Origin of the sequence: Mycobacterium europaeum, assembly GCF_034555895.2 — a bacterium.
GTDB lineage: Bacteria > Actinomycetota > Actinomycetes > Mycobacteriales > Mycobacteriaceae > Mycobacterium > Mycobacterium europaeum.
Window position 1 is genome coordinate 2,225,431 of record NZ_CP157315.1, and the last position, 17,835, is coordinate 2,243,265.

General features: G+C 70.3%; 19 protein-coding genes and 1 pseudogene. 13 read left to right on the forward strand and 7 right to left on the reverse strand.

Annotation, left to right across the window (positions count from 1 at the left end; genetic code table 11):
* Positions 1–2: 2 nt before the first annotated feature.
* A complete protein-coding gene (locus U8D42_RS10060) occupies positions 3–896 on the reverse strand; it encodes a hypothetical protein (protein ID WP_420845701.1) in 894 nt (297 codons plus the stop codon).
* Positions 897–964: 68 nt separating this feature from the next.
* On the opposite strand from U8D42_RS10060, the gene U8D42_RS10065 reads away from it, so the two are divergent.
* Complete coding sequence (locus tag U8D42_RS10065) at positions 965–2,089, forward strand: FAD-dependent oxidoreductase (protein ID WP_322860255.1); 1,125 nt, start codon at positions 965–967, stop codon at positions 2,087–2,089.
* 11 nt (positions 2,090–2,100) lie between these two features.
* On the opposite strand, the gene U8D42_RS10070 is transcribed toward U8D42_RS10065, so the two are convergent.
* Together U8D42_RS10070 and U8D42_RS10075 are read right to left on the reverse strand one after the other, a co-directional pair.
* Complete coding sequence (locus U8D42_RS10070) at positions 2,101–3,573, reverse strand: multicopper oxidase family protein (RefSeq protein WP_322860254.1); 1,473 nt, start codon at positions 3,571–3,573, stop codon at positions 2,101–2,103.
* Complete coding sequence (locus U8D42_RS10075) at positions 3,570–4,313, reverse strand: helix-turn-helix domain-containing protein (RefSeq protein WP_276327162.1); 744 nt, start codon at positions 4,311–4,313, stop codon at positions 3,570–3,572. Before U8D42_RS10075 ends, U8D42_RS10070 begins: the two co-directional genes overlap by 4 nt.
* Before the next feature lie 121 nt (positions 4,314–4,434).
* Between U8D42_RS10075 and U8D42_RS10080 the strand changes: the two genes are divergently transcribed.
* The 9 genes and pseudogenes from U8D42_RS10080 (at position 4,435) to U8D42_RS10120 (ending at position 10,788) form a co-directional block, all read left to right on the forward strand.
* Positions 4,435–5,652 (forward strand): APC family permease, encoded by a 1,218-nt coding sequence (locus tag U8D42_RS10080; RefSeq protein WP_348636968.1) that lies wholly within the window; start codon positions 4,435–4,437, stop codon positions 5,650–5,652.
* A complete protein-coding gene (locus tag U8D42_RS10085; RefSeq protein ID WP_322860252.1) occupies positions 5,645–6,139 on the forward strand; it encodes a DoxX family protein in 495 nt (164 codons plus the stop codon). The genes U8D42_RS10080 and U8D42_RS10085 overlap by 8 nt, the downstream gene beginning before the upstream one ends.
* 38 nt (positions 6,140–6,177) lie before the next feature.
* Positions 6,178–6,504: an ArsR/SmtB family transcription factor gene (locus U8D42_RS10090; RefSeq protein ID WP_431523839.1), complete on the forward strand. Its 327-nt coding sequence runs from the start codon at positions 6,178–6,180 to the stop codon at positions 6,502–6,504.
* Positions 6,501–8,004 (forward strand): annotated as a pseudogene (arsB, locus tag U8D42_RS10095) (ACR3 family arsenite efflux transporter). The gene U8D42_RS10090 and the pseudogene arsB overlap by 4 nt, the downstream one beginning before the upstream one ends.
* Positions 8,005–8,027: 23 nt before the next feature.
* The gene (locus U8D42_RS10100; protein ID WP_322860251.1) at positions 8,028–8,435 is read left to right on the forward strand and encodes an ArsI/CadI family heavy metal resistance metalloenzyme; all 408 of its coding nucleotides are present in this window, start codon (positions 8,028–8,030) and stop codon (positions 8,433–8,435) included.
* A 46-nt stretch (positions 8,436–8,481) separates the two neighbouring features.
* Entirely contained in the window at positions 8,482–8,979 is a 498-nt protein-coding gene (locus U8D42_RS10105; RefSeq protein ID WP_322860250.1) for a flavin reductase family protein, read from the forward strand.
* A 2-nt stretch (positions 8,980–8,981) separates the two neighbouring features.
* Entirely contained in the window at positions 8,982–9,671 is a 690-nt protein-coding gene (locus U8D42_RS10110) for a pyrimidine reductase family protein (RefSeq protein ID WP_322860249.1), read from the forward strand.
* 44 nt (positions 9,672–9,715) lie between these two features.
* The gene (locus U8D42_RS10115) at positions 9,716–10,102 is read left to right on the forward strand and encodes an ArsR/SmtB family transcription factor (protein WP_431523840.1); all 387 of its coding nucleotides are present in this window, start codon (positions 9,716–9,718) and stop codon (positions 10,100–10,102) included.
* A complete protein-coding gene (locus tag U8D42_RS10120; protein ID WP_322860248.1) occupies positions 10,099–10,788 on the forward strand; it encodes a cation transporter in 690 nt (229 codons plus the stop codon). Before U8D42_RS10115 ends, U8D42_RS10120 begins: the two co-directional genes overlap by 4 nt.
* A gap of 22 nt (positions 10,789–10,810) precedes the next feature.
* Here U8D42_RS10120 and U8D42_RS10125 read toward each other — a convergent pair whose 3' ends face one another.
* The 4 genes from U8D42_RS10125 to csoR all read right to left on the reverse strand — a co-directional run bounded on the left by U8D42_RS10125 (position 10,811) and on the right by csoR (position 14,552).
* On the reverse strand, positions 10,811–11,395 hold the full coding sequence (locus U8D42_RS10125; protein ID WP_085243648.1) for a hypothetical protein: 585 nt from the start codon (positions 11,393–11,395) through the stop codon (positions 10,811–10,813).
* Between the two features lie 14 nt (positions 11,396–11,409).
* On the reverse strand, positions 11,410–13,782 hold the full coding sequence (locus U8D42_RS10130) for a copper-translocating P-type ATPase (RefSeq protein WP_322860355.1): 2,373 nt from the start codon (positions 13,780–13,782) through the stop codon (positions 11,410–11,412).
* Between the two features lie 59 nt (positions 13,783–13,841).
* Positions 13,842–14,120, reverse strand: coding sequence for a DUF1490 family protein (locus U8D42_RS10135; protein ID WP_090421838.1), 279 nt, complete (start codon positions 14,118–14,120; stop codon positions 13,842–13,844).
* Between the two features lie 69 nt (positions 14,121–14,189).
* A complete protein-coding gene (gene csoR / locus U8D42_RS10140; protein WP_090421836.1) occupies positions 14,190–14,552 on the reverse strand; it encodes a copper-sensing transcriptional repressor CsoR in 363 nt (120 codons plus the stop codon).
* A 103-nt stretch (positions 14,553–14,655) separates the two neighbouring features.
* On the opposite strand from csoR, the gene U8D42_RS10145 reads away from it, so the two are divergent.
* The 3 genes from U8D42_RS10145 to U8D42_RS10155 all read left to right on the forward strand — a co-directional run bounded on the left by U8D42_RS10145 (position 14,656) and on the right by U8D42_RS10155 (position 17,826).
* Entirely contained in the window at positions 14,656–15,405 is a 750-nt protein-coding gene (locus tag U8D42_RS10145) for a DUF2182 domain-containing protein (RefSeq protein ID WP_322860247.1), read from the forward strand.
* 195 nt (positions 15,406–15,600) lie between these two features.
* Entirely contained in the window at positions 15,601–15,942 is a 342-nt protein-coding gene (locus tag U8D42_RS10150; RefSeq protein ID WP_085243636.1) for a hypothetical protein, read from the forward strand.
* 102 nt (positions 15,943–16,044) lie between these two features.
* Entirely contained in the window at positions 16,045–17,826 is a 1,782-nt protein-coding gene (locus U8D42_RS10155) for a serine/threonine protein kinase PknE (protein ID WP_322860246.1), read from the forward strand.
* Positions 17,827–17,835: the final 9 nt, after the last annotated feature.

Consider the following 17,835-nt stretch of genomic DNA (forward strand, 5'->3'; position numbering starts at 1 on the left):
GGTCACCTGATCGCCACCCCGCGCCTGCGCACCCACGCCAGGGCGCCGACCGTGCCGAGGACCCAGATGGCCGTGGCGATGGCCAGGTGCACGAAGCTCTTGGTGTCGCGCCCGAACACCGGCCAGATCAACGAGGGAATCTGGTACCAGAGAACTTTGTGCTCGACCCCGTTCATGGGATCGGCGACGTAGTACACCGCGTACGGCAGCGCCAGCGCGGCCAGCCAGCCGACGGTGCGGCGCCGGTCGCCGCGCTGCCGCCACCGCCGGGTCAGCGGCTCGACGCCGACCGGGTACAGCACCGAGACGAGGTTGCCCAACCCGAGCCAGGACAGGAGGGGCACGGCGACGGTGGGAATCGTGATCCCCAGCCGTCCGGGCGTCTCCAGGCACAGGGTCAACACCACCGCGGCCGCCACGGTGGGCAGCCCGACGATCGCGAGCAGGGCAAGGTTCTTGACCAGCAGGATCCGCCCGACGGGCACGCCGTCGGCCAGTGCCTCCCGGACGCGGTAGTGGTCGGCACCGAGCAGGTTGGTGGTGGTGACGTCGGCCAGCACCCACGACGAGAAGTAGGTGCCGACCAGGATGACCCAGTCCGTGTGGTGCAGCCCGATCGTCAGCGGCTGGACCAGCATCCACGCCGCGGCGAACATCACGTTGGCGACCACGCCCATCAGCCAGGTCCGGGGCGGGGTGAACGCCCACCGGATCTCCGCGACCACCGCCGCCCACAAACCCGGCGTCCGCAAGTCGTGGGCGGCCCGCCGGGCGGCGGACGGACGGGGGGCCGACGCCCGCACGGCGGCGCGCAGCGCGGCACGCGCGCGCGGCGGCATCGACCACTGCACGCCGGTCATGCATTCGGCGCGGCCGCTCCTGGGCGAGACGATCAAGTGGCGTGCTCCTGGCAATCGGTCGAGCGGCCGTCGGGCCCGAATTTCGTCCCAGGCAGGATAACGGCATGAACCGCAAGCGCGTCGTCATTGCCGGGCTCGGAGACGCCGGTGTCCTGGCGGCGATCCGGCTCTCCGGGTACGCAGACGTCGTCGGCATCTCCGCTAAGCCCGCGCTGGTCAGCGGGCAGGAACTCGGCGTGCGGCTGTCCCGCCCGCACGACTGGGCGCGCGATTACTGGATTCCGTTCGACAGGTTCCGGCGCCTGGACCGGGTCCGGACGGTGCAGGCCGAGCTGACCGGGGTGGACCTGGCCGGCCGCACCGTCGTGGGCAAACGCGCCGACGGCTCGGCGCTGGCCGAGGAGTACGACGCGCTGATCATCTCGACCGGGGTGAGCAACGGCTTCTGGCGCCGGCCGACGCTGCAGTCGGCGGCCGAGGTCGGCGCGGAGCTGCGCGCCGCGCATCACCGGTTGGCGGCGGCCGGCTCGATCATCGTCGTGGGCGGCGGCGCGGCGGCGGTCAGCAGCGCGCTCAACATGGCCACCACCTGGCCGGGGAAGCGGATCGACCTGTACTTCCCCGGGCACGCCGCGCTGGAGGGGCACCATCCCCGGATTTGGGCCCGGATTCGCGAACGACTCGACCGCCTGGGCGTGGGCATCCACCCCGGCCATCGTGCCGTGCTGCCCGACGGGTTCGCGGGCGACGAGATCACCGGTGAGCCGGTGCGCTGGAGCACCGGGCAGCCCCCGGCGTGCGCCGACGCGGTGCTGTGGGCGATCGGGCGGGTGCGGCCCAACACCGGCTGGCTGCCACCGGAGCTGCTCGACGAGCGCGGCTTCGTGCGCGTGACGCCGGAGCTGCGCGTGCCCGGTCACCGGGGTGTCTTCGCGGTCGGCGACGTCGCGGCGACCGATCCCCTGCGCAGCTCGGCCCGCAACCGGGGGGACGCCCTGGTGGCCCGCAACGTGCGCGCCGAGCTCAGCGGCGGGCGGCCGGGGACCTACCGGGCCCCGACGCGCCGGTGGGGCTCGCTGGTGGGCGCGCAACGCGACGGGCTGGAGGTGTTTCTGCCCACCGGCCACGCGTTCCGGTTCCCGGCGTGGTCGGTCGAGCGCATCGTGATGCCGTGGATCGTGCGGTGGGGCATGTATCGCGGAGTGCGGCGGAACAATCCGCTGGGGTGAGGCCGGCCGGATCAGGCGCTGTTGAGCAAGAGCATGAGGCCGTAATCCATGTGGATCTGCTGGTGGCAGTGCAGCAGCGACAGGCCGGGCTGGTCGGCGACGAAGTCGACGTCCATGCTCTGGTAGCCGCCCAGCATCGCGACGTCCTTGCGCACGCCGGCCGTTGGCGTGCCGGCGAATCGGGTGATCTCGAACGTGTGCCGATGCAGATGCATCGGGTGCATGTCGTCGCTGGCATTGCGGAAGCGCAGCCGGTAGCGCTTGTCCCGTTCCAAGTCGAGCACCGGTCGGTTGGTGTCCATGGAAAACGGTGTGCCGTTGAAGGTCCAGAGGTTGAAACCGTTGTCGGCGGCGTTGCGCTTCTCGATCAGCAGCTCGATCGTGCGCTCGGGCGGCGGGACGGGGGCGGGCCGCGCGAACAGCCGGTAATCCCACTTGAACGACGGCGGCGGCGCCCACTGCGGATCCCCGCCGCGGCCGGCATACTCCACGACGACGCCCATGCCGTGGCCGCGGTCGTCGTCGGACACGTCCCCCAGCACCCACACCCCCGGGTTGGTCATCGCGACGAGGGCCGAAACGCGTTCGCCGGCACCGAGCCACAGCACCGGCACCGACGCCGGGGCGGGTACCGGGTTACCGTCCAGCGCCACCACGGTGAAGGCGTGACCCGGCAGGGCCAGGCTCCGCGTTTCGGTGGCGCTCGCGTTCAGCACGTGCAGCAGCACCCGCTGACCGGTCCGGACCCGGATGGGGTCGCTGTGGCCCAGCATCCGTCCGTTGACGGCGAACGCCCCGTAGCCGACCTCGAACCCGCGCGGGTCGCCACGGCCGAGCGACGCCGCCATCGATGACTCCCCCTTGTCTTTCAAGTCGGGTTGCTGTTCACCGGCCAGGAAGTCCGCGGCCATGTCGCCCCCGCGGGTGAGACTGGGCTCGAATTCCTTGAGCGTCAGGAAGATCTCTTGGTCGTACGCACCGACGTGCTGCCTGGGCTCGATGTAGACGGGGCCGACCAGGCCGCTGTATTGGCCGCGGGACAGGTCGGCCCGCGGCACCACGTGCGTGTGGTAGAAGCGAAAACCCGCCGGCCCCGGCACGAAGGAAATCCGCCGCATGCCGTGCGCGGGGATGTAGGGGGTGCCCTCCTCCGCGGAACCGTCGACGTCGACGCCGACGTGCTGGCCGTGCCAATGCAGCTGCTCGGGCGAATCGGTGTCGTTGAAGACATCCACCGTCGTTCGCCGGCCCTCGTCGAACCGCAGCAGCGGGCCGGGGAACTGCCCGTTGTAGGTCAAGGTCGACACCACGTGGCCCGGGGCCAACTCCACGGTGGCGGTACCGATCCGCAACGTGTGATCGGCTTTGCCGACGGGCCGGGTGGGCCGTGCGCAGGCGGAGACGGCGCCGGCGCCCCCACTTGCGGCCAGCGCCGCCAGGCCACCCCACTTGAAGAAGCCGCGCCGATCGAGCGACACGGTCATCGCCCCCGCGGACACGCGCCGAGGGCGGGCACCAGGAATTCGATGCGGTCTTCCAATTCGTCTGCCACCCGGCCGAATTCCGGGTATCTCGCGCCGTGGGCCGACGGGTCGGGCAGGCTCCAGTGCATCGTCACGTCCGGGCCATGCTCGTGCGCATACTCGCGGACCTTGTCGCACAGGGTGATCACGCAATCGAAGTTGCGGCGGGCCACCGCGGTCAACGGTTGGGGCCGGCGCCCGGCGAGGTCGATGCCGTACCTCTCGCGCATGACGCGTATCGCGTTGGGGTGCAGGTGCGGTTTGGGATGGCTGCCCGCGCTCGCCGCGCGGATGCGGCCCCGTCCCCGCGTCTTCAGCAGCGCCTCGGCCATGGGTGAGCGCGCGCTGTTGCCGGTGCACAAGAACAGCACCGACCGGGCGGGCGGCGTGGCGAGCGGCGCCGGCGCGAGCGCGGGATGCAGCGCCGCGGCCGCGTCCCGGAACGCTCCGGCGCATCCGGTCAGGTTCACGCGGTAGTAGGTGTCTCGACCGTCGAAACTGCTGCGCCGCGCGTGCACCAGCCCGGCCGAGCGCAGCAGCCGCAGGTGATACGAAACCAGGTTCTGCGGCTCGCCCACGGCGGCGGCCAACTCCCGCACCCGGTGGTCGCCGCCCACGAGTTCGCTCAGCAGCGCCCAGCGCACCGGATGCGACGCCATCCGCATCAGCTGCGGCACCGCGGGACGATCGGTAGCCGACACCCCTCGGACAATACCTCAAATCGATTTGATAGATTGGGCGCTGCCTGCGCGGTGAGGAGAGCCATTGGGCGACAACGACACCGGCGAACTTCGCCGCAGCCTGGGCGTGTTCGACGCGGTGATGATCGGGCTGGGCTCCATGATCGGCGCCGGTATCTTCGCCGCTCTCGGCCCGGCGGCGCGCGCGGCGGGGTCCGGCCTGCTGCTGGGCCTGGCGCTGGCGGCGCTGGTGGCCTACTGCAACGCCACCTCCTCCGCCCGGCTGGCCGCTCGCTACCCCGCCTCCGGCGGCACCTACGTCTACGGCCGCGAGCGGTTGGGCGATTTCTGGGGATATCTGGCGGGTTGGGGTTTCGTCGTCGGCAAGACCGCCTCGTGCGCGGCGATGGCCCTGACCGTCGGCTCCTACGCGTGGCCGTCGCAGGCGCACGCGGTGGCGGTCGCCGCGGTGGTCGCGCTGACCGCGGTCAACTACGCCGGGGTGCAGAAGTCGGCCTGGCTGACCCGAGTGATCGTCGCGCTCGTGTTGGCCGTGCTCGCCGCGGTGGTGGTTGCCACCTTCGCGTCGGGAACGGTTAGCGCCGAACAACTTCGCCCGTCCGGGACGACGGTCGGCGGGGTGATTCAGGCGGCCGGGCTGCTGTTCTTCGCCTTCGCCGGCTACGCGCGCATCGCGACCCTGGGCGAGGAGGTGCGCGACCCCGCGCGCACCATTCCGCGGGCGATCCCGCTGGCGCTCGGCATCGCCCTGGCCGTCTACACCCTGGTGGCGGTGGCCGCGGTCGCGGCGCTGGGGCCACGGCGCCTCGGCCACGCGACGGCGCCGCTGGTCGACACCGTGCGGGCGGCCGGGACGGGCTGGCTCGTCCCCGTCGTACAGGTGGGCGCGGCGGTCGCGGCGCTGGGATCGCTGCTGGCACTGGTCCTCGGCGTCTCGCGCACCACCTTGGCCATGGCCCGCGACCACCACCTCCCCCACTGGCTGACCGCCGTGCACCCGAGCTTCCGGGTGCCGCACCGCGCCGAGCTGCTGATCGGTGCCGTCGTGACAGCGTTGGCCGCCACCGTCGACCTCAGGGATGCGATCGGTTTTTCCTCGTTCGCGGTGTTGATCTACTACGCGGTCGCCAACGCCTCCGCTTTCACCCTCCGGCCGGACGAGGGCCGCCCGGTCCGCGCGATCCCGGTAGTCGGGTTGATCGGCTGCGCGATACTGGCGTTCGCGATGCCCCTGTCGTCGGTGCTGTCCGGCCTGGTGGTGCTCGCCGTCGGCATCGCCGCCTACGCGATTCGGCGGGCCCCAAGGGATTCTGATCACGAGGAGGCCACGCATGATTAGCCCCGGATCGCGACTCGCACCGGCGCTCTCGACACGCGCCCCGGCCGCGGTGGTGCTGATTCGCTTCTATGTGGGACTGGTGTTCCTGTGCGAGGGCGTTCTGAAGTTTCTTCGACCGGCCGCGCTGGGCACCGGCAGGTTCGAGAAGGCGGGCATCCCGGCACCTACGTTCTTTTCCACGCTGGACGGAGCCTTCGAAATCGGCTGCGGCACGCTGATCCTCCTCGGGCTGCTGACCCGGCTGGCCGCCGCGCCGATGATCGTCGACATGCTCGGGGCGTTGCTCATCACCAAGCTGCCCCTCTTGTGTTGCCAGGCCCCGCTCTTCGGCCGCGAACACGGGTGGTGGGACTTCATCCACGAATCCCGCGTCGACCTGGCCCAGCTATGCGGCAGCCTGTTCCTACTATTCGCCGGGGCCGGCACCTTGTCGCTCGATGCCTGGCTCACCGGGTCGGCGCTGCGGTCACCACCGACGACCACGTGAGGGTGGCGCATTGATTCGATATGTGTTTATATAGAAGAATGTCGAATCAACTGCAGACCTGCTGCCCGACGCTGGGAACGGCCGCGATGGCCGATTCGCAGGCGTCCGAATTGGCGGCCATGTTCAAAGCGCTGGGCGATCCGGTGCGCCTGAGGTTGTTGAGCCTGATCGCCAGCCACCCCAGCGGGGAGGCGTGCGTGTGCGAGATCTCGGCGACCTTCGATCTGTCGCAGCCGACGATCTCCCATCACCTCAAGCTGCTGCGTTCGGCCGGGCTGCTGGACTGCGAGCGGCGCGGCACCTGGGTGTACTACTGGGTGATTCCCGCTGCGCTGCAGCGTCTTTCGTCGGTGCTGAAGCCATGACCGACATTCGTGCCACGGCGCCCACCGCGGCGGCGAGCCGGCTCCCCACCATGGACCGGTTCCTGCCGGTATGGATCGGCGCGGCGATGGCCGCCGGCCTGTTGTTGGGCCGCATCGTGCCGGGACTCGGGTCGGCCCTGAGTGCCGTTAGCGTGCAAGGCGTTTCGCTCCCGATCGCACTGGGCCTGTTGGTCATGATGTATCCGGTGCTGGCCAAGGTCCGCTACGACCGGCTCGACGAGGTCACGACCGACCGGAAGCTGATGGTGTCCTCCCTGGTGCTCAACTGGGTGGTGGGACCCGCGGTGATGTTCGTGTTGGCCTGGGCCCTGCTGCCCGACCTGCCCGAGTACCGCACCGGGCTCATCATCGTCGGATTGGCGCGCTGCATCGCCATGGTCATCATCTGGAACGACCTGGCCTGCGGGGACCGAGAGGCCGCCGCCGTGCTGGTCGCGCTGAATTCACTGTTCCAGGTGGTCATGTTCGCCGCGCTGGGCTGGTTCTACCTGTCAGTGCTGCCCGGCTGGCTGGGCCTGCCGCAGACGGGCATCCACGTCTCCCCATGGCAGATCGCCAAGGCCGTGCTCATCTTCCTCGGCATTCCGCTGCTGGCCGGATATTCCTCGCGCCGACTGGGCGAACGCTTCCGGGGCCGCGACTGGTACGAGACGCGGTTCCTGCCCCGCATCGGTCCCTGGGCCCTGTACGGGCTGCTGTTCACCATCGTGATCCTGTTCGCCCTGCAAGGCCACGAGATCACTTCCCGGCCACTGGATGTGGCCCGGATCGCGATCCCGCTGCTGGCCTACTTCGCGATCATGTGGGCGGGCGGGTATGCCCTCGGACTCGTGTTGCGCCTCGGCTACGCCCGCACCGCCACCCTCGCGTTCACCGCCGCCGGCAACAACTTCGAACTGGCCATCGCGGTGGCCATCGCCACCTACGGCGTCACGTCCGGGCAGGCCCTCGCCGGGGTGGTCGGCCCCCTGATCGAGGTACCCGTGCTGATCGGGTTGGTCTACGTGTCGCTTGCACTGCGCGCCCGGCTGTTCCGCGACGACCCGGCCCCAGGAGTCCCCACCGATGGCCGGTAAGCCCAGCGTCCTGTTCGTCTGCGTGCACAACGCCGGCCGCTCACAGATGGCCGCCGCCCTGCTGGGCCAGATGGCCGACGGACGCATCGAAGTCCGTTCCGCGGGAACGCAGCCCGCCGACGAGGTCAACCCCGTCGCGATCGCGGCCATGGCCGAGCGGGGCATCGACATCACCGCCGCCAACCCGAAAATCCTCACCGGCGAAGACGTGCAGACCAGCGACGTGGTGATCACCATGGGCTGCGGCGACACCTGCCCCTACTTTCCGGGGGTGTCCTACCGCGACTGGAAAGTGCCCGACCCGGCGGGCCAACCGCTGGCCACCGTGCGTGCCATCCGCGACGACCTCGCCGAGCGCGTCGCGGCGTTGATCGCCGAACTGCTGCCCACGGCAACCGCCTAACCCGCACCCGAAGAAAGGACATCATGTCTCGCGTGCAACTCGCCCTCAACGTCGACGACCTACAGGAGGCGATCGCGTTCTACTCCAAGCTGTTCGACACCGAACCGGCCAAAATCAAGCCCGGCTACGCCAATTTCGCGATCGCCGAGCCGCCACTCAAGCTCGTGCTGCTCGAGAACCCCGGTCACGGCGGCAGCCTCAACCACCTCGGGGTGGAAGTCGCCTCCAGTGAGACGGTGCACGCCGAAATCGCCCGCCTGGGCGACCGGGGACTGGTCACCGACGAGGAGCTCGACACCACGTGTTGCTTCGCCACCCAGGACAAGGTGTGGGTCACCGGCCCCGGCGGGGAACGCTGGGAGGTCTACACCGTGATCGCCGACTCCGACACCTTTTCGGACACCGCCGACGAGCCCTGCTGCCAGAGCTAGGCGCGCCGCCGGGTTCGCCGGCGCCTCGAACGGGAAGACTGAGCGGATGACCGACCCGGGAGAAGACGCGTTCGAAAAGCTGGTGGGGCTGCTCAATTACCCGATGTACGTGGTGACCACGTCGGCCGGCGACGTCTCGGCGGGCTGTCTGGTCGGGTTCGCCTGCCAGACCAGCATTCACCCGCCCCGATTCCTGGTCGGCCTGTCCAAGAAGAACCACACCTTCCGGGTCGCCGCCCAGGCGACTCACTTGGCGGTGCACCTGTTCGACCACGACCACCTCGACGTCGTGGAGCTGTTCGGCAGCCAAACCGGCGACACCGTCGACAAGTTCGACCGCTGCTCGTGGCACGCCGGCCCGGCCGGGGTGCCCATTCTCGACGACGCCGCCGCATGGTTCCTCGGCGAAATTCTCGACAGGTTCTCGCTGGGCGACCACGTCGGGCACCTGCTCGCGCCGGTGGACGGCAAGCCGCCGGAGGAACTCGAACGCTGGGTGTCCTTCCGCGACGTCCGCCATCTGGAACCCGGCCACGAGGCGTAGGCGTGACTCCCCGGGTGGGCACCGTCGCCGGTGTCACCGAACTCGCGCCGTTCTACGCCGATGCCCCGGACGGGGTGCGGGTCAACATGATCTTCAGCGCCGACGGCGCCGCCGCGTTCGGCGGCCGGGCGGGTCCGCTGTCGTGTCCGGCCGACCAGCAACTGCTGAGAATCCTGCGCGGCTTCGCCGACGTCGTGCTGGTGGGCGCGGGGACGGCGCGGGCGGAGAACTACGGGCCGGTGCGGCTCGCGGACCCGGGGCGGACCCCGCCGCCGATCGCGGTGATCAGCCGCAGCGGCCAGCTGCCGCCGAGGCTGCTCGGCGACCCCGGCCAGCCACCGATCCTGGTGACGTGCGCGCACGCCCCGGCGGTGCGAGACCACCCCGACGACGCCGGCCGGCGGCAGGTGCTGCTGGCCGGCGAGGACTCCGTGGACGTGGCGCGCGCCGTCGCGCTGCTGCGCGCGGGGGGCTTGCGCCGCATCCTGTGCGAGGGGGGCCCGACCGTGCTCGACGAGCTGGTGGAGGCCGGTGTGGTCGACGAGGTCTGCGTGACGCTGGCCCCCAAACTTGCCGCGAGCCAGCCGGTTGGGCAGCGATTGACCCCGTCGGCACTGACCGCGCCCGTGCCGATGCGCCTCGAACACGCACTGGTTTGTGACGACTACCTGTTCGTGAAATACCGCCGGTGAGCGGGCCGGGTACCGCGGTCGCCGCCAGGCGATAACATTCCCCAATGGGAATGAATGCGGCCGCTGCCGCGACGGAAGTGCAGCGAATAGAACTCACCCCCGCCGCCGCATTGTTCCGGTCGCTGGGCGACCCCACCCGGCTCGCCATCGTGCGGCACCTGGCCGCCGGGCCGGCGCGGGTCACCGACATGGTCGGTGCGGTCGGGCTGACCCAGTCGACCGTCTCCAAACACCTGGGCTGCCTCAAGGATTGCGGCTTGGTGGATTCCGAACCGATCGGGCGCGCCTCGTTGTTCCGGCTGACTCAGCCCGCGCTGATCGACCTGCTGAGCGCCGCAGAGACGGTGCTGGCTGCGACGGGGCAGGCCGTCGCGCTCTGTCCCGTCTACGGGACGGAAGACGACGACCCCCGATACGAGGTGGCGCCATGACCATCGACCAGCCGGCCGACGCCACGACCCAGTGCGCGTGCAAAGGTCCCTGCGGCGACTCACTGCCCACGCCGCTCACGCGCGATGCCGCCTGGCATCGCGCGGCGCTGGCCGCCCGATGGCTGGCCTGGGCCAGCCTGGTCTGGATGCTCATCGAGGGTGCGGTCGGGCTCTGGCAGGGCTTCGCCGTCGGCTCGATCGCGCTGATCGGCTGGGCACTGGGCAGCGCAGTGGAGGGGCTCGCCAGCGTGATCGTCGTCTGGCGCTTCACGGGTTCGCGCACCCTGTCCGAGACCGCCGAACGGCGGGCCCAACGCGGAGTGGCCGTCTCGTTCTGGCTCATCGCGCCCTACATCGCCGCCGAGTCGATCCACAACCTGCTCGACGAGCACCAAGCCCGGACCACGATGATCGGGATCGCGCTGACCGCGCTCGCGCTGATCGTCATGCCGGTACTCGGCTGGACGAAACACCGACTCGCCGCCCGTCTCGGCTCGGGGGCTACAGCCGGAGAGGGCAAGCAAAACTACCTGTGCGCCGCGCAGGCCGCGGCGGTGTTGGTCGGTCTGGCCGTCACCGCCGTGTGGCCCGGTGGCTGGTGGCTGGACCCGGTGATCGGTCTCGGGGTGGCGGCAGCCGCCGTCTGGGAAGGCGTCGGATCGTGGCGCGGGGACGACTGCTGCTGACCCCGGCGTCCGGGCCCTGATGTCAGGGCGGTCCCATCATCCCGCCGGGACCCATCATGCCGCCGGGCCCTCTCATGCAGCCGGGCCCCATCATTCCCCGCATCATTGCCGGCATGCCGTCCTGTACGAACCCGGTCACCTCGCGGGCGTGGGCACGGATCACCTCGGTGAGCGCCGGGTCATCGGAGGTTTCCTCGGCGATGACGCCGGTGGGCGTGAGCGTCAGCTGGCGGCGGTAATTACCGGCGTTGCGGAACAGCGTGGGTAGGGTCTGGCTCATACACATCACCTCGGTGCCCTGATCCAAATGCGCGTACATGCTCGAGACGTGGGCGTGCAGCTGAGCGGTGAGGTCGGGAGCCGCGGATTGGGTTGTGGTGCGTACGCCGCCGGGGATCTCCTCAACTGTGCGGGTGATCTCCGCGTGCCGGTGGAACATGTCCATGTATGCCCGCATGTCGGCGTGGCCGGCGCCCATCATGCCGCCACAGTCGGCCAGGCGGATCCGCACGGCGGGCCCCGCCGCGACGCGCAACACGACCCCGACGCCCGCCGCGGCGCTGGCGCCGAGCGCAACGAGCGCCGTCCGCCGGCTGAATCCAGCCATCCCGACCTCCTCGGTCATCCTCTCCGAATGTCGCGACTCTCAACGCTTTTCGGCCCGGCAACGTCTCGTTCGTGGTCCATTTCACGACCGAAACGGCGGAGTCGCAGCGAATTCGTCACGACGCTGACCGACGAGAAACCCATCGCCGCGCCGGCCACCACGGGATTCAGGGAACCCAGGGCGGCGAGCGGGATGGCGGCGGTGTTGTAGCCGAAGGCCCAGCCGAGGTTCTGGTAAATGGTGCGCAGGGTTTGCCGGGAAAGCTGGATCGAGCGCACCACACCGTCGAGGCGATCGGACATCAGCGTGATGTCGGAGGCCTCGATGGCCACGTCGGTGCCGGTGCCGATCGCAATGCCCAGGTCGGCTTGCACCAGCGCCGGGGCGTCGTTGACGCCATCGCCCACCATCGCGACGACCCGGCCCTCGTCCTGCAGGCGGCGCACCTCGGCGACTTTGTCCTGCGGCAGCACCTCGGCCAGCACGCGGTCGATGCCGAGCTGTCCGGCGATCGCGTGAGCCGTGCGGGCGTTGTCCCCGGTGATCATGGCGACCTGCAGCCCCATGTCGTGCAGCTGCCGGACCACGCCCGCGGCGTCGTCTTTCACCGTGTCCGCCACGGCGAGCACGCCGACGACCTGGCCGTCCTGGCCGACGAACACCGCGGTGCGGCCCTGCCCTTCCAGCTCGGCGGCCGCCGCGGCGAGGTCGTCGGGCAACTGCAGACGGTGCTCGTCGACGAGCTTGCGCCGCCCGACCACCACCGACTTGCCGTCCACCTCGGCGCGCACCCCGTGCCCGGCGACGCTGGCGAACCCCGTGGCGGCCGGAACCTTCAGCTCCCGCTCGCGCGCGGCGGCGACGATCGCCGCGCCGATCGGGTGTTCGGAGCCCGACTCGACCGCGGCGGCGACCCGCAACACCGGATCGGGCTGGCGCCGCTTGCCCACGACGACGTCGGTCACCCGCATCTGGGCGCGGGTGAGGGTGCCGGTCTTGTCGAACACCACCGTGTCGACCTTCTTCGACGCTTCCAGGACCTCGCCGCCCTTCACCAGGATCCCGAGGTCGGCGCCCCGCCCGGTCCCGACCATGATCGCGGTCGGAGTGGCCAGCCCCAGCGCGCACGGGCAGGCGATGATCAGCACCGCGACCGCGGCGCTCATGCCGGCGACGGGATTGGCGGCGATCAGCGTCCAGCCCGCAAAGGTCGCGACCGCGACACCGATCACCGCCGGCACGAACACCGACGAGACGCGATCGGCCAGCCGCTGCACCGGAGCCTTGCCGCCCTGTGCCTGCTCCACCAGCCGCACGATCTGGGCCAGCGCGGTGTTCGCCCCGACGGCGGTGGCGCGCACGGTCAAGATCCCGTCGGTGTTGACCGTCGCCCCGGCGACATGGTCGCCGACCGATTTCTCGACGGGAACCGACTCGCCGGTCAGCATCGATTCGTCGACTGCGGCGCGCCCGTCGACGACCTCGCCGTCGACGGGAATCTTCTCCCCCGGACGCACCCGCACCAGGTCGCCGACTTGGACCTGATCGATCGGCACGAGAAGCTCCTCGCCGCCGACGAGCAGCGTGGCCTCCTTCGCGCCCATCTCCAGCAGCTTGCTGATGGCCTCTCGCGCCTTACCGTGTGCCCTGGCCTCGAAATAGCGGCCCAACACCACGAACGCGATGATCAGCGCCGAGGTGTCGAAGAACAGCGGGCCACCGACCAACAACTGGTAGGTGGAGTAGACGAACGCGGTCAGCGTGCCCAGCGCCACCAGCGTGTCCATGCTGGAGGTCCCCGCCCGCGCCTGCCGCACCGCCCCCGCCAGGAACGGCCACCCCGCGACGAACTGCACCGGCACCGTCGCGGCGAAGGCCACCCACCCCGCCCACGAATATGCGCCGAACAACATCGTCGACGCCATCGCCACCAGTCCCAGCGGGAAGGCCAGCAACACCCGGCGCAGCCACGTGCGTCGCTCCCGCCTGCTCTGCTCGTCCGGCGGCAGCGACCCCGAGGTGACCGGTGGTGTGGAACCGCAGCCGCCGCAACTCGCGGCGTCGGCCGAACCCTCCGACGGGCGCTGCCGCAGGCCGAAGAGCGCCAACCCGATGCCGCTCGCCAGCCTGCGCAGCACGCCCGTCTTGGGGATGTCGGCCGAGTGCGGAGCGCGCACGGGCACGGCCTCCGCCGGGACGTGTTCGGCTTCGGCGATCGCCGAGAGCACGGCAGCGGTGTCGCACTGCCCGGGCGAGTACCAGATCACCACCGACGCGGTGCGCGGATAGGCTTGCACCGCCTGCACGCCGGCCACCTCGGCGACCGCCTCCTCGATCGCGACGGCCCGCACCGCGTCCACACCGAACCCGTTGACCTGCACGCGCATTCGCCCGGAAGCGTCGGATACGACCTTCAGGGCGACATCGACATCGCACAGGACAGCGGTCATTCGTCGTCGCCCGAACCCGCCACGGTCAGCGGCGCACCCTCGGACCCGGCGCGCTCCCTCGCCTCGGCCATCAGGTCGGCGACCGTCAGCCGAGCCTGCTCGGCGCTCCGGCCCGCCTTGCGCTCCGCCTCGCGGGCCACCCGGATGCCCCATGCGGCGGCCACCACGGTTGCCTTCCGCCACGGCGCCTTCGCCAGCGCCTCGTAGGCGGCGGCCCCCACCACGCCGGTCACCACCGTGGGCATCGCCTTAGCCGCGAATCCATGCAACGGCATGTCCTCACCAATCCCTTCGTCTCGTTGCCCGGTCGAAGCGGGCCGTCGCCGGCACCGCGAACCCCGTCGTCATCCCCGGCTTCCGGCGGTCGCCGGCTCGCCGTCGTCGGCGGCCTCGCCGACCGCCGCGCCGGTGAGCTGGGCCTGCGGTCCGGTCAATGCCGGCGTGAACTTGACCGCGTCGATCAGCTCCTCAATGGCGGCCTGACCGCGACCATCGATCACCGCGGCGGAAAAGCACGTCTCCAAATGGTTGTGCAACATCACCCGGTTCGCGCGTTCGAGCGACGACTGCACCGCCGATATCTGCTTCATCACGTCGACGCAGTACGCGTCCGACTCCACCATGCGGATGATCCCGTCCAGGTGGCCCCGAACCGTCTTGAGCCGATTGAGCGCCGCGCGCTTCTTGTCCGTGAGGTCCTCGCCCATACCGCTCTCCATCCGGTCGACCGTCTACACGGTACCCTACCCCACCCGGGGTGGGGTAGGGTACGGTCAAATCGCGCTGGGATGTGGACGAAGGGGTGGCCTCGTGGGCGACAGCCAACAATCCAAGTGGTCGTGGAGCGACGTCTGGTTGCCGGCAATCCTGCTGGCGGTGGCCGGTCTGGGCTGGTGGTGGTCGGTGGCCATGGCCACCATGCAAGGCGACTCGATGCCGATGAACGCCCAGTCCGCGATGTCGCTGGTCGCCTTCCTCATCGCGTGGGTGGCGATGATGGCCGCGATGATGCTGCCGGCCGTCCTGCCCGTCGTCCGGCGCTACGCCCACGCCGCCACCGGCAAGGTTGCGCCGGCGATCATGTTCGTCACCGGATACCTGGCCATGTGGGCCGCCGTGGGCCTGCCGGCCTACGTTGCGTCCGTCCGCCTGGACCCGGTGCTTCACGCGTGCTCGTGGGTCGGCCGCGTCGCCGGCGCGGTGGCGGTGCTCGCGGGTCTGCATCAGCTCACGCCCTTCAAGGCGGCATGCCTGCGGCACTGCCGCTGGCCGATCTCCGCGCCCGCCGGATCCGGCCGCCTCGGCGGGGCGGGCCGCGCATTTCTGGCCGGTGGCCGGTACGGCGGTTATTGCGTCGGTTCCTGCTGGTTGCTGATGTTGTTGCTGATCGCCTTCGGCACAATGCAATTGGCATGGATGCTGGCGCTCGCGGTCGTGATCTGGCTGGAAAAGTCGACCCCGTTCGGCGATCAACTCAGACGCGTGACGGCGGCGGCCCTGGTGCTTCTGGGCGTTGCGCTGTTGATCCACCCGACACTGGTCAGCCACCTCCTCTCGTGATCTCGGCCTGGCAGGCGCGGCGGGTCACACCCGGGGGGCGAGTGCCCGGGCCGGCGCTCGAAATGCAGCGAACGCGCTCGCTTCCTATGATGGAAACGCCCGGTTTGACGCTCGCGTCGAATCGCCTGCGCGGCATCGTTTTCAGTTCCTCACCGTCCACTTTCTCGAGCCACACAGAGGAGGGCTATCGGCCAGGTGAGCAGCTCAATAGATGATCACGACTACCGCAACCTGGCGGTGAACCGGCTGCGGCCCAGCGAACTTCGGTGGGCGCTGAACCATGACGCCGTGCACGGGATCGCGTACGCCTTCAAGAATCCCGTCGCCGTCGCCGAGTCGATCGACGATCCGGACGACGACCGGCTGACCTACCTGATCCGCGTCAAGCGCGACGACCTGGCCAACGCGCTGGGCAAGATCAACGACTGGATCACCGAAAACCCCGGGCCGGCCGGGATGCAGGCCTTCGGATTCGTCCGCGCGCTGTCCCGCGAGGGGCTCGCCGAACGCAGCGGCGGTGACGACGAGCCCCGGTGATCGGGGCCCACCGAATTTGCTGGCTTTCGCTATTCGCCGCGCCCGGCGGCCTGCGAAACCTTAGCCTTATGCCTGCGCACGGTCGGTGGCTGAGGAGTCGGGATGAGTGACACGACCGCGGATTCGCGGGAGGGTTCGCAGTTCGGTCCCTACCGGCTGCTGCGGCTGGTCGGCCGCGGCGGCATGGGCGACGTCTATGAGGCCGAGGACACGGTGCGCGAGCGGATCGTGGCGCTGAAGTTGATGTCGCAGACGCTGTCCAACGACCCCGTCTTCCGCTCCCGCATGCAGCGCGAGGCCCGCACGGCGGGCCGGCTGCACGAACCGCACGTCGTCCCGATTCATGACTTCGGCGAGATCGACGGCCAGCTCTACGTCGACATGCGCCTGATCGACGGCAAAGACCTGGCCACCATGCTGAGCCGGTACGGCCCGCTGTCCCCGCCGCGGTCGGTGGCCATCGTGCGCCAGATCGGCTCGGCGCTCGACGCCGCGCACGCCGCCGGGGTGCTGCATCGCGACGTCAAGCCGGAGAACATCCTGGTGAGCGGCGACGACTTCGCCTACCTCGTCGACTTCGGGATCGCCAGCGCCACGTCCGACGAGAAGCTGACGCAGATCGGCACCACGGTGGGCACCGTCAAATACATGGCCCCCGAGCGGTTCAGCGACGCCGAGATCACCCACCGGGCCGACATCTACGCCCTGGCCTGCGTGCTGTACGAGTGCTTGACCGGATCCCCGCCGTACACCGGCGACCAGGTCAGCGTCATAGGCGCCCACCTGCACCAGCCGATCCCACGGCCCAGCGCCGCACGGCCCGGCATCCCGGTCGCCTTCGACGGGGTGATCGCCCGCGGCATGGCCAAGGATCCCGCGGACCGCTACGCCACCTGCGGTGACCTGTCCGCGGCCGCCTACGCGGCGCTGGCAGAACCCGACCGGGACCGGGCCACCGACATCCTGCAGCGCAGCCAGGTGGCACGGATACCGGCCGCGTTCGCCAACCAGCACGCCGCCGGGATTGCCCAGGCCCCCCGGGCGCACGCCCCCGCGTCCGGGCCGACGCGGGCCGCGCCGGCGGCCCCCGGGGTTCCGGTCCCCCAGCCGACGGGCTGGGCGGGCGCCCCCGCGTGGGGATCCGCCGGGCCCGTCGGGGCGCCGCCCTGGGCCCAACCGCCGCGGCCGAGCCGCAAGCCCTGGCTGTGGGTCGGCGTCGCCGGTGTCGCGGTGCTGGCCGTCGCGGCCCTGGTCCTCGCGATACTCCGGCCGTGGGAATCGTCCCCGGCCGCGCCGACCCCGCAACCGCCCCCGCCGGACGCCGTCGCGCTGCGCGTCCTCGACGACGGCGTGTATGTGGGCAGCTCGGCGGCGCCGTTGACGATCGACATCTTCAACGAACCCATCTGCCCGCCGTGCGGCAGTTTCATCCGGTCCAACGCGGGCGACATCGACACCGCGGTGAACAACAAGAAGCTCGCGGTGCGCTACCACCTGCTGGACTTCCTCGACGACAAGTCGCACAGCAAGAACTACTCGACCCGGGCCGTCGCGGCGTCGTACTGCGTCGCCGCGCAGAACGACCCCAAGCTCTACACCGCCTTCTATTCGGGCTTGTTCGCCAGCAACTTCCAGCCGGCCGAGGACGCGCCGGAGGACCGCACCGACGGGGAGCTCGCCTCGCTGGCCAAGACCGTGGGCGCGGACGCCGACGTGTTGACCTGCATCAAATCGGGCGACGACCTCGGCGCGGGCAAGACGAAGTCGGCGAACGGCTACGCGACCCTGTCGGGACTGAACGCCAATTCCACCCCGTTCGTGTGGGATGGCACCGCGTCGGTGAACTACCAGGACCCCACCTGGCTGACCAAGCTGCTCGGGTAAGCCGGCACG

Excerpts from the sequence above, each read along its gene's own strand:
- U8D42_RS10065 (WP_322860255.1), top strand. The coding sequence starts at position 965 with ATGAACCGCAAGCGCGTCGTCATTGCCGGGCTCGGAGACGCCGGTGTC.
- U8D42_RS10070 (WP_322860254.1), bottom strand. The coding sequence starts at position 3,573 with ATGACCGTGTCGCTCGATCGGCGCGGCTTCTTCAAGTGGGGTGGCCTG.
- U8D42_RS10080 (WP_348636968.1), top strand. The coding sequence starts at position 4,435 with ATGATCGGGCTGGGCTCCATGATCGGCGCCGGTATCTTCGCCGCTCTC.
- U8D42_RS10085 (WP_322860252.1), top strand. The coding sequence starts at position 5,645 with ATGATTAGCCCCGGATCGCGACTCGCACCGGCGCTCTCGACACGCGCC.
- U8D42_RS10090 (WP_431523839.1), top strand. The coding sequence starts at position 6,178 with ATGTCGAATCAACTGCAGACCTGCTGCCCGACGCTGGGAACGGCCGCG.
- U8D42_RS10100 (WP_322860251.1), top strand. The coding sequence starts at position 8,028 with ATGTCTCGCGTGCAACTCGCCCTCAACGTCGACGACCTACAGGAGGCG.
- U8D42_RS10105 (WP_322860250.1), top strand. The coding sequence starts at position 8,482 with ATGACCGACCCGGGAGAAGACGCGTTCGAAAAGCTGGTGGGGCTGCTC.
- U8D42_RS10115 (WP_431523840.1), top strand. The coding sequence starts at position 9,716 with ATGGGAATGAATGCGGCCGCTGCCGCGACGGAAGTGCAGCGAATAGAA.
- U8D42_RS10120 (WP_322860248.1), top strand. The coding sequence starts at position 10,099 with ATGACCATCGACCAGCCGGCCGACGCCACGACCCAGTGCGCGTGCAAA.
- U8D42_RS10125 (WP_085243648.1), bottom strand. The coding sequence starts at position 11,395 with ATGGCTGGATTCAGCCGGCGGACGGCGCTCGTTGCGCTCGGCGCCAGC.
- U8D42_RS10130 (WP_322860355.1), bottom strand. The coding sequence starts at position 13,782 with ATGCGCGTGCAGGTCAACGGGTTCGGTGTGGACGCGGTGCGGGCCGTC.
- U8D42_RS10135 (WP_090421838.1), bottom strand. The coding sequence starts at position 14,120 with ATGCCGTTGCATGGATTCGCGGCTAAGGCGATGCCCACGGTGGTGACC.
- csoR (WP_090421836.1), bottom strand. The coding sequence starts at position 14,552 with ATGGGCGAGGACCTCACGGACAAGAAGCGCGCGGCGCTCAATCGGCTC.
- U8D42_RS10155 (WP_322860246.1), top strand. The coding sequence starts at position 16,045 with ATGAGTGACACGACCGCGGATTCGCGGGAGGGTTCGCAGTTCGGTCCC.